Origin of the sequence: Halomonas icarae, assembly GCF_009901955.1 — a bacterium.
GTDB lineage: Bacteria > Pseudomonadota > Gammaproteobacteria > Pseudomonadales > Halomonadaceae > Halomonas > Halomonas icarae.
The window spans coordinates 2,045,264-2,059,101 of the sequence record NZ_WUTS01000001.1 but is presented as its reverse complement, the minus strand read 5'-3'; the positions used below and the strand labels follow the sequence as shown (position 1 = coordinate 2,059,101).

Annotated in this window: 11 protein-coding genes; 7 read left to right on the top strand and 4 right to left on the bottom strand. The window is 65.4% G+C overall.

Annotated elements, in window-relative coordinates:
• Positions 1–13: 13 nt before the first annotated feature.
• The 4 genes from dgoD to pgi form a co-directional block, all read right to left on the bottom strand.
• Positions 14–1,162: a galactonate dehydratase gene (gene dgoD / locus GRB80_RS09450; protein ID WP_132043026.1), complete on the bottom strand. Its 1,149-nt coding sequence runs from the start codon at positions 1,160–1,162 to the stop codon at positions 14–16.
• On the bottom strand, positions 1,159–1,968 hold the full coding sequence (locus GRB80_RS09445; RefSeq protein WP_132043028.1) for a FadR/GntR family transcriptional regulator: 810 nt from the start codon (positions 1,966–1,968) through the stop codon (positions 1,159–1,161). Before GRB80_RS09445 ends, dgoD begins: the two co-directional genes overlap by 4 nt.
• A 165-nt stretch (positions 1,969–2,133) precedes the next feature.
• A complete protein-coding gene (locus GRB80_RS09440) occupies positions 2,134–3,129 on the bottom strand; it encodes a Gfo/Idh/MocA family protein (RefSeq protein WP_161423404.1) in 996 nt (331 codons plus the stop codon).
• A 165-nt stretch (positions 3,130–3,294) separates the two neighbouring features.
• The gene (gene pgi / locus GRB80_RS09435) at positions 3,295–4,968 is read right to left on the bottom strand and encodes a glucose-6-phosphate isomerase (RefSeq protein WP_161423403.1); all 1,674 of its coding nucleotides are present in this window, start codon (positions 4,966–4,968) and stop codon (positions 3,295–3,297) included.
• 609 nt (positions 4,969–5,577) lie between these two features.
• On the opposite strand from pgi, the gene GRB80_RS09430 reads away from it, so the two are divergent.
• From GRB80_RS09430 to GRB80_RS09400, 7 genes are all read left to right on the top strand, one after another.
• Positions 5,578–6,537 carry a sugar-binding transcriptional regulator gene (locus GRB80_RS09430; RefSeq protein WP_161423402.1) on the top strand — a complete coding sequence of 320 codons (960 nt, stop codon included), beginning with the start codon at positions 5,578–5,580 and terminating at the stop codon, positions 6,535–6,537.
• Between the two features lie 280 nt (positions 6,538–6,817).
• Complete coding sequence (locus GRB80_RS09425) at positions 6,818–8,569, top strand: purine-cytosine permease family protein (RefSeq protein ID WP_161423401.1); 1,752 nt, start codon at positions 6,818–6,820, stop codon at positions 8,567–8,569.
• 130 nt (positions 8,570–8,699) lie between these two features.
• Complete coding sequence (locus GRB80_RS09420; RefSeq protein WP_161423400.1) at positions 8,700–10,010, top strand: ABC transporter substrate-binding protein; 1,311 nt, start codon at positions 8,700–8,702, stop codon at positions 10,008–10,010.
• A 64-nt stretch (positions 10,011–10,074) separates the two neighbouring features.
• On the top strand, positions 10,075–10,965 hold the full coding sequence (locus GRB80_RS09415) for a carbohydrate ABC transporter permease (protein ID WP_161423399.1): 891 nt from the start codon (positions 10,075–10,077) through the stop codon (positions 10,963–10,965).
• Positions 10,966–10,980: 15 nt separating this feature from the next.
• A complete protein-coding gene (locus GRB80_RS09410; RefSeq protein WP_161423398.1) occupies positions 10,981–11,865 on the top strand; it encodes a carbohydrate ABC transporter permease in 885 nt (294 codons plus the stop codon).
• Between the two features lie 92 nt (positions 11,866–11,957).
• Complete coding sequence (locus GRB80_RS09405) at positions 11,958–13,103, top strand: ABC transporter ATP-binding protein (protein WP_161423397.1); 1,146 nt, start codon at positions 11,958–11,960, stop codon at positions 13,101–13,103.
• Between the two features lie 10 nt (positions 13,104–13,113).
• Positions 13,114–13,800 (top strand): HAD family hydrolase, encoded by a 687-nt coding sequence (locus GRB80_RS09400; protein ID WP_161423396.1) that lies wholly within the window; start codon positions 13,114–13,116, stop codon positions 13,798–13,800.
• Positions 13,801–13,838: the final 38 nt, after the last annotated feature.

Genomic DNA, 13,838 nt, shown 5'->3' with positions numbered 1-13,838 from the left:
GCCCACTCCACGCTTACCACTCTGCGATGGAGCCATCTTCGTGGGTCCATACCGGGTTGCGCCAGCGGTGGCCGACCTTCGCGCGCTCCTCGACGAAGGCCTCGTCAATCTCCACGCCGAGCCCCGGCCCCTGGGGGATGGCGCAGAAGCCCTCATCGATGGCCAGCGCCGACTTGTCGACCAGGTAGTCCAGCACGTCGTTGTCGCGGTTGTAATGGATGCCCATGCTCTGCTCCTGGATGAAGGCGTTGTGACACACCGCATCGAGCTGCAGGGAGGCGGCCAGGGTCAGCGGGCCGAGCGGGCAGTGCGGGGCCAGCGCGACATCATGGGCGGAGGCCATCGAGGCAATCTTGAGCCCCTCGCTGATGCCGCCGCAGTGGGAGAGGTCGGGCTGGATGATATCGATCATGCCGTCGGCGAGCAGGTCGCGGAACTCGAAGCGGGTGTGCAGTCGCTCGCCGGTCGCCAGGGGATACCCCAGGCCACCGGCGATCTGCTTGAGGCAGGGCAGGTGCTCGGGGGCCACCGGCTCCTCGACGAACATCGGATGGAAGGGTTCCAGCTCACGCAGCAGCGCCTTGGCCATGGGCCGATGGACCCGGCCATGGAAGTCGATGCCGATGCCCACGTCGGGGCCCACGGCGTCGCGGGCCTCCGCCACACGTGCCACCGCTTCGTCGACCTTGCGGTGGGAGTCGACGATGGCGAGCTCCGCGGTACCGTTCATCTTGAAGGCGGTAAAGCCCTGTTCGACCAGGGCACGGGCCCCGGCGCCCACGTCACTCGGACGGTCGCCGCCCGTCCAGGCGTACATGCGCATGCGATCGCGCACCGCGCCGCCCAACAGCTGGTGCACCGGAACTCCCAGATCGCGGCCCTTGAGGTCCCAGAGCGCCTGGTCGATGCCGGCGATGGCACTCATCAGGATCGGCCCGCCACGATAGAAGCCGGCGCGATATAGCGTGTTCCACAGGTGTTCGATGCGGTGCGGGTCCTGGCCGATCAGATAGTCGGCGAGCTCGTGGACGGCGGCCTCCACGGTGGCGGCGCGACCCTCGATAACCGGCTCGCCCCAGCCGTAGCACCCTTCATCGGTTTCGATCTTGAGGAACAGCCAGCGCGGGGGGACCTGCCAGGTCTTGAGTCGGGTGATCTTCATGGGGAGTCCTCGGAAGCGAGATGGGAGTGAGAGGGAGCGGGCACGATGGCCAGGTCGATGGCGGTACGCCGGAGTACCTCGCGGGCGGCACTCTCGGCGGCGGCGGCATCACGTCGGTTGATGGCCTCCAGCACGCGGCCGTGGCGGGCCAGGCTGTCGCCGAGCCCTTCGTGCTCAGCGGAGACCCGCGCCTGGGAACTCTGGATCAGGGCAATGATCGAGGGACGCAGCAGATGGCCCATCTGGCGCCAGACCAGGTTGTGGCTGGCGCGATAGATGGCGTCGTGGAAGGCCACGTCGTGTTCGGCGTGAAGGTCGCGGGCGCCGGGCTTGTCGGCGGTGGCACACATGCCCTGATAGGCGGCCGCCAGACGATCGAGGTCCGCCGGCTCTGCGGCCTCGGCAGCGAGCCGGGCGACCACCGGTTCCGCCGAATAGCGGAAGGCGAAGATCTCACGGATCAGGGAGGCATCGAGGCTCTCGATGCCGGTCATCCAGTCGCTGACGAGCGGGTCGAGCAGGTGCCAGTCATCGACCATGCGTACCACACTGCCGCGGCCGGCGGTGCGCTCGATCAGCCCGGTGGCGGTGAGACTGGCCAGGGCGTTGCGAACCTGATTGCGACTCACCGCGAAGTGATGGCAAAGATCCATCTCCTTGGGGAAGTCATCGCCGGGTCGCCAGCGGCCGGCGAACAGCGCCCGGGCCAGCAGGCGAGCCAGCGCCTCGGCGCCTCCCTGGTGGCGGGGGAGGTCACTCAGGGAGGTCGTGCGGGGCTCGGTCGAGGGGGCTGCCTTGTCAGACATGGCATCGCTCCAGCGTTGGCAATGTACCTAGATTAATAAATGTCTGACATTTTAACAAGCCGTCAGGGCGGCCGGTACCAGGCATGCCGGCGCGATGGAGGCCGAGGCGGCCCGGTTCGGCGCCGGTAGCCGATTAGTGGGTTTGAGGGAGGGGGAGGCTTTGGCTTATGCGCGAAGGCGAATCGTGCACTCCTGATGCAGCGATTCCCGGCAGGCCGCCAGTAGTCGCGCCTGGTCGGCGAGCTCGGTGGGGGTATCTGGCGCTGGGCCTTCACCCAGGGCCCAGGCGGAGAAGGCCTCGACCTGGGCCGGATACTGATCGCCGTAGACCGGCTCGCGACGGGTGCGGCCCCGTTCGTCGGTGATGACGATCTCGCCCACGCCGCCCTGCTTGTCGGGACGGAAGGCGGAGGGGAGCAGCATGCTGCCGTGGCTACCGATCACCTCGTAGCGGTTGAGCATGGTCTGTTCGAAGCTGGCGCCGAACTCTGCCAATCGGCCGTCGCCGTAGCGCAGCACGCCATTGGCGCTGGTGTCGACGCCGAGCGTCTCGGGTACCCGGCCCACCACCGTGACCGACTCGGGCATGCCGAGCAGGCGACGGATCACATCCAGTGGATAGCAGCCGACGTCGTGGAGGCTGCCGCCGGCGGCATCGGCGGAGAGGCGGATATTGTCGCTGTCCAGGGCCAGGGGAAAGGAGAAGAGCCCGCGCACCTGGCGGACCTCGCCGATCTCGCCACGCTCGATAAGCTCTCGGGCCCGGAGGTGCTGAGGGTGATGGCGATACATGTAGCCCTCCATCAGCGCCACCCCGGCCCTGTCGCAGGCCTCCTGCATGGCGCGTGCCTCCTCGGCGTCGAGGGCGGCGGGCTTCTCGCACAGCACATGCTTGCCGTGACGTGCCGCCTCGCACACCCAGCGAGCATGGAGGTGATTGGGCAGTGGTACATAGACCGCTTCCACATCCGGGTCTTCCAGCAGCTGGCGGAACCCCTCGTGGGCCCGGGGGATGCCGTATTCCGCGGCCACATCACCGGCCTTGCCGCTTTCGCTGGCGATGGCGGTGAGGCGCGCATTGGGCGCGGCCTGAATGGCCGGGATCATCGCCTTGCGGGCGATGCCGGCGGTGCTCAGTATGCCCCACTGTAGCTGGCGCATGTCGGTGTCTCCTTGCTGGGGTAAAGGCCTGGCATGGCAGGCCTGTCTGCTTGGTGCGCTTGTCCCGGCTCACCCGTCGGAACGTTTGGCCGCTTGTCGATTGGCCAGTCGGGACTATAGCTTACCGGCAATCGTTGCTTGCGAGGCGAAACCGTCAAGGTGGCGTCAGCGGCTGGGTGTTCGGCTGCTGGCCTTGCCCTTTGCCCCCCTGCCGGACCTGGGTGCCGCGGGTTCTGGTGTCGCGCTGGCGTGACCGGGGAAATGCTCCCTGACCCGCATGAGCAGGCCCTGGGTGGAGGCGTCGAAGTCCTGGCTCTGGGCGTCGAGGCGACTGCTGATCTCTCCGGCGATGCGCTTGCCGAGCTGCACGCCCCACTGGTCGAAGGAGTTGATGTTCCAGATCACCCCCTGAACGAACACCTTGTGCTCGTAGAGCGCGATCAGAGCACCGAGGTTCCTGGGCGTCAGTTCGTCGAGCAGCAGGGTGCTGGAGGGTCGGTTGCCCGGGCAACTGTAGGGATCGAGCTCTCCACCCTTGGCGCTGCCCTCCATGAAGGCATTGGCCTGGGCCAGCATGTTGGTGAGCAGGGCGAAGTGGTGGTCCTCCACCCCCGGCTCCGGCTTCAGGCTGGCGATGAAGTCGATGGGAACATAGCGGGTGCCCTGGTGGAGCAGCTGGAAGAAGGCGTGCTGGCCGTTGGAGCCGGTCTGGCCCCAGACGATCGGTCCGGTCTTGTAGTCCACCGGCTGACCGAAGATGTCCACCGACTTGCCGTTGGACTCCATGTCGAGCTGCTGAAGGAAGGCCGGCAGCTGATGCAGGGCCTGGTCGTAGGGCACGATGGCCTGGGTCTCGGCGCCGTGGAAGTTGATATACCAGATGCCGATCAGGGCCATCAGTACCGGCATGTTGGAAGCATTGGGCGCGGTCAGGAAGTGCTGGTCCATCTCGTAGGCGCCCTCGAGCATCGCCATGAATCCCTCGAAGCCCACGGCGAGGGCGATCGGCAGGCCGATCGATGACCACATCGAGTAGCGTCCTCCGACCCAGGCCCAGAACTCGAAGATGTTCTCCTCGCGAATGCCGAAGTCCATCGCCGCGCGCTTGTTGGTGGAGGCGGCGACGAAGTGGGCGCCGACGTCGGCGTCCTCGCCGGCGTTATCGACGAACCAGCGCCGCGCGGTCTTGGCGTTGAGCAGTGTCTCCTGGGTGGAAAAGGTCTTGGTGGAGACGATGAACAGGGTGGTGGCAGGGTCGAGGCGACGCAGTACTTTCTGGATATGCGTGCCGTCGACGTTGGAGACGAAGTGGAAGTTGAGGTCGCTCTGACGATACTTGAGCAGTGCCCGGCACGCCATGTTGGGGCCCAGGTCCGAGCCGCCGATGCCGATATTGACCACATCCTTGATGCGCTGGCCATCGTAGCCCTTCCACTCGCCGCTGCGCACCGCTTCGGAGAAGCGCTGGATCTGCTCCCGGGTGCGCTGGATCTCGGGCATCACATCCTGGCCGTCGACCATCAGCGGGCCTTCGCCAAGGTTGCGCAGGGCGGTATGCAGCACCGGACGGTTCTCGGTGACGTTGATGATGTCGCCGGAGAACATCTGGGCACGACGCTGGACCAGTGCCGAGTGGTCGGCGAGCTCGAGCAGGGTGTCGAGCACGGCCGGGGAGATATGGTGCTTCGAATAGTCGAGGAACAGTCCCCCGACGCGTAGGCTCATCTTGTCATAGCGCTGGGGGTCGGCGGCGAAGTAGTCGCTGATGCGGTCGTGGCGAGTCTGGTCATGCAGCCGGGTGAGGGCTTGCCAGGTGACGCTGCGGGTAAGCTGGAACATCGTGGACCTCGTCGGGGTTTTGGGAGGCAGGAGGCAATCGGTGGACCGGCCGGAGACTCGGAAGCCGGACCCGGCAATGCGCATCTCGAATGCGTGGCTCGGCCTGTTAGTTTCTGCCGTTGGCGGGTCAGCCACTCACCGTCACCGGGTATGGATTAACGTCCTCGACGGCGATGATGTTCAAGAAGGTATCGAATATGTAGTTATTTTACTACCTGGAGTGCTTTATACGAAGGTCTAAGTTTCTGCAGGGACGGGCTTGCCGGATCCCTGGCCGAAGGGTGCCAGGACGTCAGCGGCATAGGGTTGGAGGCATAGCATAGGACGATATAGGGGTGGGCGACGACATAGGGGGCGAAATCGTGTCAGGAGGCATGGGGGCAGTGTGACAGTGTATGGCCAGCATGGATGTTGGAAAATTACAGAGAATCCAGTGCCGGCTACCGCCAGGGTGGCACTTGGCGAGAGTGGTGAGGTGGCCCCGCCCGGGGCTGCCTTGAGCGATGCTGTCAGCTGCGATAGCCCTGTCGAAGTACGGGGATGCATTGTGCCTGCGCCTCAGGCTTGCGATGATTTTTCCCCTCAATGTAATGCAGGAAGCGCCGAGTCGTGGACAAGTTCGAGGTAAAGCTGGACCAGGCGGCCAGGGCCGCCTGGTTGTCGTACGTCGGGGGGCGCACCCAGGACGAGATCGCCGCTCAGCTGGGGGTTTCTCGGCCGGGGGTCCAGCGCCTGCTCGCCCTGGCGCGTCAGGAAGGCCTGGTGAAGGTGCGTATCGATCATCCGATCGCCAACTGCATGGCCCTGGCCGAGGCCATCCGTGACCACTTCGGTCTGGCGTTCTGTGATGTGGCCCCCGCCGATGTCGATGCTGCAGCCAGCGGTGCTCCCTATCTGGCGGTGGCCGCCGCCGAGCGGCTTTCCCGCTACCTTGATCGCACCGACCCGCTGACCCTGTCGCTGGGCACGGGGCGGTCGGTGCGGGCGATGGTTGAGGCCCTGAGTCGTATCGAACGGCCTCAACACCGTTTCGTCTCGCTGGTGGGGAACGTGGCCCGTGATGGGTCGGCCAACCGCTATGATGGGGTGATGATCCTCGCCGACAAGACCGGCGGTGAGCGTTTTCTGCTGCCCGCGCCGGTGGTCGCGGGCTCGGTGACGGAGAAGGAAGCGCTGCGCGACCAGCGCCTGTATCAGGCCATCGTCGAGGTGGCCAGCCAGGCCGAGGCAGCCTTCGTGGGGGTGGGGCGTATCGACCGTCAGGCGACCCTGTTCCAGGATCACTTCATCAGCGAGGCCGAACTCGATGAGCTGCTGTCGCTCGAGGCCGTCGGCGAGTTGCTGGGCTGGCCGATGAATGCCCAGGGCGAGCTCGTCGATTGTTCGACGAGCCGTCGGGTCACCAGCCTGCCGTTGGAGATGTTTCGCGACCAGACCCTGGTGGCGCTGGCAGGTGGGCGCGACAAGGGGCCGGCCATCCTCGCCGCCCTGCGCGGCGGCTGGCTAAAGGGCCTGGTCACCGATGAGCATGCCGCCCGCCATATCGTCGCTACCGAGATGACTCTCTGAAATCATGTAGAGACTCCGGTAACCCCCGATATACCGCGTTTTTGGCCTCGACCTCCCGGTCGGATAACCGAGCATTTCTCCGCTATCTAAGCCGAAAGTCTAGGAGGTTGGGCTTTGTATTCTGCGGGTCACTGAAAGATCATTTGTTCAGGCATTGATTACTTTGATCGTTTCAGGGTGCTTTCCTCCTCGATACCGAGAGCCCGGTTGCCAAGCCGTTTGTCTGCCGTTCCAGCAAAACGAGACAACATGACAAGACATCGAACAGGAGCCCACCATCATGGCCAGTAACATGCCAGATATGGACCGGCAGATCGCCCGGATGGACAAGGAGCAGCTACCGGTTCCGCGGCATAAGCTGCACCGATGGCCACACTTCGCCGGCCTCTATGCCGCCGAGCATGTCGCCGCCACCGAGTTCGTGATCGGGGCGACCTTCGTCGCACTGGGCGCGGGGATCTGGGATATCCTGGTCGGCCTGCTGATTGGTAACGCCCTGGCCGTGCTCAGCTTCTGGCTGATCACCACACCGATTGCCATCGATACGCGCCTGAGTCTGTTCACCTACCTCCATCGTATCGCCGGGGACTCGATGGCGCGCCTCTACAACTGGGCCAACGTTATCATCTTCAGCGTCATCTCCGCCGCGATGATCACGGTGTCGGCGACGGCAGTTCGAATCCTGTTCGATATTCCGGCTCAGACGCAGCCCTACCCGACCGATCCGGCCTTTATCCTGCTGGCGCTGTCAGTCGCGGGCATCGTGGTGCTGGTCGCGGTCTATGGTTTCAATGCGTTGACCGACTTTGCCAGCATCTGCGCGCCCTGGCTGATGGTGATGTTTACCGCAGGGGGGATGGTACTGCTGCCCGAACTGGCCGAGTCGGTTACCGGAGCCACCACTCTCGCCGATTTCTCCACTTTCATCGAGGTAGCCGGCAGCACCGTCTTCACGGGTACCAATGCTCAGGGTGAGCCGGGCATCGGCATCTGGGAGGTCATCGGTTTCGCCTGGGCGGCCAACACCTTCGCGCACTTCGGACTGATCGACATGGCCCTGCTGCGCTATGCGAAGAAGACGCGCTACGGCCTGACGACCAGCACCGGCATGATGTTCGGTCACTATGTGGCCTGGATCTCGGCCGGCCTGATGGGCGCGGCAACTGCAGCGGTGACCCAGACCAGCATCGTCGTGCTGGAGCCGGGGGAGGTGGCCTGGCATGCGCTGGGCGCTTCAGGCTTCGTCATCGTGGTCGTCGCCGGCTGGACCACGGCGAATTCCAATCTCTACCGGGCGGGCCTCGCGGCCCAGGCGGAGCTGCCCATCTCGCGCAACAAGGCAACGCTGCTGGTAGGGCTCTGCGTCGCCGTGATCAGCTGCTTTCCTTTTGTCTACCGCAGCATGCTGCCGCTGCTGACCTATGCCGGCCTGGTCCTGGTGCCGATCGGCGGCATCATCTTCGCCGAGCATCATCTCTTCCCACGGTTCGGTTTCAGCCGCTACTGGGCGCGCTACAGGGGGCTGAGGCATAACGTGCCGGCGCTTGCCACCTGGGGGCTCTCGCTGGCATTCGGCTTTGCCCTGGATGCCCTTGATCTGATGCCCTTCTATTACCTGTTTGTGCCGACATGGTGCCTGTCCATCGTCCTCTATACGCTGCTGGCGAAGCGCTGTGGCGCCGCCGAGCGATATCCCGAGGCCGAGCAGTCCGAGCGGCTCTTCCAGACCAGGGTCCAGGTGTTCCAGGCCGAGCAGGCGGCGAAGGAGCGTTACGAGCCGATCAAGGACACCACCCCGTTGAGCAGGGCGATCAAGGCCATCTGGATGATCGGCGGGCTGCTCGTTCCGGCCGCTCTGGCCTGGCGTGTGTTGTTCGATAGCCCGGATCTGGCGAGCTACCACCTGAACCGCGAGCTGTTCTATGACGTGACCATCTGGTGCACGGCCATCTACTTCGTGTTCGCCTACTGGGGCTTGAAGCGTGCCAAGGCGGCATGTCGGGGGCGGCCAGCCGACGCTGTTGTAACCTAAAGTCTAACCTGTGCGTCTTTGCTTTTTGCCGGATGCTGCTCGATCATTTGTTCGATGGTTGATCTAAATGATCAGTATGGCGATGACACTTCCAACAACAACACAACCCTCTTCTGCAAAGGACCAAGCCATGAAGCTTTCTCGTGCACTCCCGCTGGCCGGTCTCACGGCCCTTGGCGCCACCGCGGCCCAGGCGGAAACCCTTACCGTGGCCACCGTCAACAACAACGATATGGTGATCATGCAGAGCCTGACGGAGGCCTTCGAGCAGGCGCATCCCGACATCACCCTGGACTGGGTGGTGCTCGAGGAGAATGTGCTGCGTCAGCGTCTGACGACCGATATCGCCACCGGCGGCGGCCAGTTCGATGTCATGACCATCGGTACCTACGAAGTGCCCATCTGGGCCGAGCGTGACTGGCTGACCCCGCTCGACCAACTGCCCGCCGACTACCGGGTCGACGACCTGCTGCAGTCGGTGCGCGACGGCCTGAGCCAGGACGGCACCCTGCAGGCGCTGCCGTTCTATGCCGAAAGCTCGATGATGTACTACCGCCAGGACCTGTTCGAGGAGGCCGGCATCGAGATGCCCGAACAGCCGACCTGGCCCCAGGTGCGAGAGTGGGCCGGTCAGCTCCACGACGCCGACCAGGAGCGCTACGGCATCTGCCTGCGCGGCAAGCCGGGCTGGGGCGAGAACATGGCGCTGGCCACCACCATGGTCAACAGTTTCGGCGGAAGCTGGTTCGACATGGACTGGAATCCGCAGATCGACTCCCCGGCCTGGCAGGAGGCCATCGGCTTCTATGTCGACCTGCTCAACGACTTCGGCCCCCCTGGCGCCAGCTCCAATGGCTTCAACGAGAACCTGGCGCTGTTCTCCCGCGGCAACTGCGCGATGTGGGTCGACGCCACCTCGGCGGCCGGCAAGCTGTTCGACACCGACGAGTCCCAGGTCGCCGACCAGCTGGGCTACGCCCCGGCGCCGATCGCCGAGACCCCGAAGGGCTCGCACTGGCTGTGGTCCTGGGCCCTGGCGATCCCGGCCTCGTCCGATGCCAAGGAGGCGGCGCGCACCTTCATCACCTGGGCGACCTCCGAGGCGTACGTGAACCTGGTCGGCGAGCGTGAAGGCTGGACCAGCGTGCCCCCGGGCACCCGCAAGTCCACCTACGAGAACCCGAACTACCAGGCGGCCGCCCCCTTCGCCGGCTTCGTGCTCGACGCCATCCAGGGCGCCGATCCCACCGACGCGACCCTGGAGCCGAGCCCCTATATCGGCGTGCAGTTCGTCGGCATTCCGGAATTCCAGTCCATCGGTACCCAGGTCGGCCAGATGGTGGCCTCGGCCCTGACCGGCGAGACCTCCGTCGAGCAGGCCCTGCAGGCGGCGCAGCGCGCCACCGAGCGCACCATGAAACGGGCCGGCTACCTGGATTGATCCGTGTGCGCCGGTCGGGGCTTTCCGGCCGGCGCCTTCCTCGCGAACCCTCACGGTTACCGATATGAACAAGATCAGAACTTCCGGGCGCACCATCGGCGGATGGCGAACCCTCTCGCTGCAGGCGCCCGCCGTCTCCCTGCTCTTCCTGTGGATGATCGTGCCGCTGGCGATGACCGTCTGGTTCTCGCTGCAGCGCTACAACCTGCTGATGCCGGGCATGACCGGCTTCGCCGGGCTCGAGAACTACGAATACCTGTTCACCGACCCCGCCCTCTGGTCGGCCATGGGCACCACCCTGCTGATGGTCGGCTGGGTGCTGGCGATCACCGTGGTCGGCGGCACCCTGCTGGCGGTGCTCTTCCAGCAGGAGTTCATGGGCCAGGGCATCGCCCGGGTGCTCGCCATCTCGCCGTTCTTCGTGATGCCCACGGTCAGCGCCCTGGTGTGGAAGAACATGATGATGCACCCGGCCAACGGGGTACTGTCCTGGGTCGCCGAGCTGTTCGGGCTGCCCGCGGTGGACTGGTTCTCCTCGCTGCCGCTGACCTCGATCATCATCATCGTCGCCTGGCAGTGGCTGCCGTTCGCGCTGCTGATCCTGCTGACCGCCATGCAGTCGCTGGACGAGGACCAGGTCGAGGCCGCCCGCATGGACGGCGCCGGGCCCATCGCGATCTTCTTCTTCATTACCCTGCCGCACCTCAAGCGGGCCATCAGCGTGGTGATCATGATTGAGATGATCTTCCTGCTGACCATCTTCGCCGAGATCTTCGTCACCACCTCCGGCGGCCCGGGCCTTGCCACCACTAACCTGGCCTACCTGATCTACATTCGCGCCCTGCTCGACTTCGATGTCGGCATGGCCTCCGCCGGTGGGGTGGTCGCGATCATCCTCGCCAACATCGTGGCCATCTTCCTGGTCCGCATGGTGGCCAGGAACCTGGAAAGCTGACGCGGGAGCGCGCCCATGACGACTTCAAGAACCCAATCCGTGCCCGGGGTCTCTGCCTCGCCGGTCAAGCGGTCTCCCCTGACCGAGGCCCTGCTCAATCGGCGCCTGTGGCTCGGCGTGCTGGGCTGGACCGTGGCCCTGGTGATCTTCTTCCCGATCTTCTGGATGGTGCTGACCGGCTTCAAGACCGAGGCCGAGGCCATCGCCGACCCGAGCCTGATCTTCTCGCCGACGCTTGAGAGCTACGCCGAGGTCCAGAGCCGGGCCGGCTACGCCAAGTTCGCCATCAACAGCGTGGTGGTGGCCTTCGGCTCGACCCTGCTCGCGCTGCTGATCGCCATTCCGGCGGCCTACTCGATGGCCTTCCTGCCCACCCGACGCACCAAGGGCACCCTCTTGTGGATGCTGTCCACCAAGATGCTGCCGCCGGTCGGCGTGCTGGTGCCGATCTACCTGCTGTTCCGCGACGTCGGACTGCTGGATACCCGTACCGGGCTGATCATCGTCTACACCCTGATGAACCTGCCGATCGTGGTGTGGATGCTCTACACCTTCTTCAAGGACATGCCCAAGGACATCCTCGAGGCGGGCCGCATGGACGGGGCCGGCACCCTGCAGGAGGTGATCTATCTGCTGCTGCCGCTGACCCTGCCGGGCATCGCCTCCACCGGCCTGCTGTCGGTGATCCTGAGCTGGAACGAGGCCTTCTGGAGTCTCAACCTCACCTCGTCCCAGGCGGCGCCGCTGACGGCCTACATCGCCTCCTTCTCGAGTCCCGAGGGACTGTTCTGGGCCAAGCTCTCCGCGGCCTCGACCATGGCCATCGCGCCGATCCTGGTGTTCGGCTGGCTGACGCAAAAGCAGATGGTGCGCGGCCTGACCTTCGGCGCGGTGAAGTGATCGGTAGTACCACTTCCATCGCCGTACAGCATAACGACAAGAAACAGAGGCTTTGCGGCGCCTTCGGTGCCGCCAGGTAAAGGAATCTCACTATGGCAACTTTAGAACTCAAGCAGATCACCAAGAGCTTCGACGACACCCACGTCATCAAGGGCGTCGATCTCGAGGTCAACGACCGGGAATTCGTGGTCTTCGTCGGTCCCTCCGGCTGCGGCAAGTCGACCCTGATGCGCATGATCGCCGGGCTCGAGAGCGCTACCAGCGGCGACATCCTCATCGACGGGGCGCGCATGAACGAGGTGGGTCCGGCCGATCGCGGCCTGGCCATGGTCTTCCAGAGCTATGCGCTCTATCCGCACATGACGGTTGAGGACAACATGGGCTTCAGCATGCGCCTGGCCGGGGTGCCCAAGGAGAAGCGCCGCGAGAAGGTCCTCGAGGCGGCCAGGATCCTGCAGCTCGAGCCGCTGCTGGAGCGCAAGCCCAAGGCCCTCTCCGGCGGCCAGCGCCAGCGCGTGGCGATCGGCCGGGCCATCGTGCGTAACCCGAGCATCTTCCTGTTCGACGAGCCGCTCTCCAACCTCGACGCGGCCCTGCGCGTGCAGATGCGCATCGAGCTGGCGAGGCTCCACGAGGAGCTCGACGCCACCATGATCTACGTCACCCACGACCAGATCGAGGCCATGACCATGGCCGACAAGATCGTGGTGCTGCAGGGCGGCGAGGTCGAGCAGGTCGGCTCGCCCATGGAGCTCTATCACCACCCCCGCAACCGCTTCGTGGCCGGCTTCATCGGCTCGCCGAAGATGAACTTCATCGATGTCGCACTGGTGTCCACCGCCGCCGAGGGCAGCACCATCAAGCTGCCGGGGGGTGAGACCCGCCAGGTGCCGATCGATGGGGCAGGTCTCGCCGGCGGCACGGCCCTCGAGCTGGGCGTGCGCCCCGAGCATCTCGCGCTCGATGAACAGGGCCCGATGGAAGGGCGTATCCAGGTTCTCGAGCGCCTCGGCGGTCAGACCTCGCTGTATGTGCAGATGGACGACAGCCTGCTGACCATCATGGCCGACGGCGATGTGGCCTATCGGGTCAACGACAGCGTGCGTTTCGGCTTCTCGGCGGATCGTGCCCACCTGTTCGACGCGGAAGGGCTGTCACTTCCCAGGCTGCATCGTCATCCCCTGGCCGGCCTGCGCCGCCAGGACAACCGGGCACCCACCGATGCCGTCGATCAGTGAGGAGTGGTGTATGGACAGCCTGATCTTCGACTGTGATGGCGTGCTGGTGGACAGCGAGGCGATTGCCGAGGCCACCCTGGTCGAGCTGCTGGGTAGCTGGCTGCCGGACCTGGCCGCCGAGGAGGAGCTCAAGGCGGCGCTGGGCATGACCACGGCCAGCATCCTTGGCCACCTGGAGGGGCGCAGTGCCCATCGCCTGCCGCCCGACGCCACGCGTCGGGTCGACGAGACCATCGAGGCGCGCCTTGGCCGAGAGCTCAAGGCCATCGAAGGCGTCGCCGAGGCCCTGGCCGGGCTCACCCTGCCGCTGGCCGTGGTCTCCAACAGTCGTCGCCAGCGGGTGCTGGCGTCGCTGGCCACCACCGGCCTCGAGGCCCGGCTGGGCGCCGTGCCGATCTTCACCGCCGATCAGGTGGCGGCGCCCAAGCCGGACCCGGCGATCTATCGCCTGGCCGCGGCCGAGCTTGCGTGCGCCCCGGGCAATTGCCTGGTGGTGGAGGACAGCGTGGCCGGCGTCACCGCGGCCCACGGCGCCGGCATGACGGTAATCGGCTTTATCGGTGCCAGCCATGTGCCAGCGGGGCAGGCCGAGCGGCTGCGCACGGCCGGGGCATGGCAGGTGCTCGACCATATGCGGGGGCTTGAGCCCCTGGTTCAGCAGTGGCGAGATACCCGCCGGTCTGCGGTCGATGCCTGATCCATCGGGACTCTGCATGCCATAACAGAAGGGGCGAG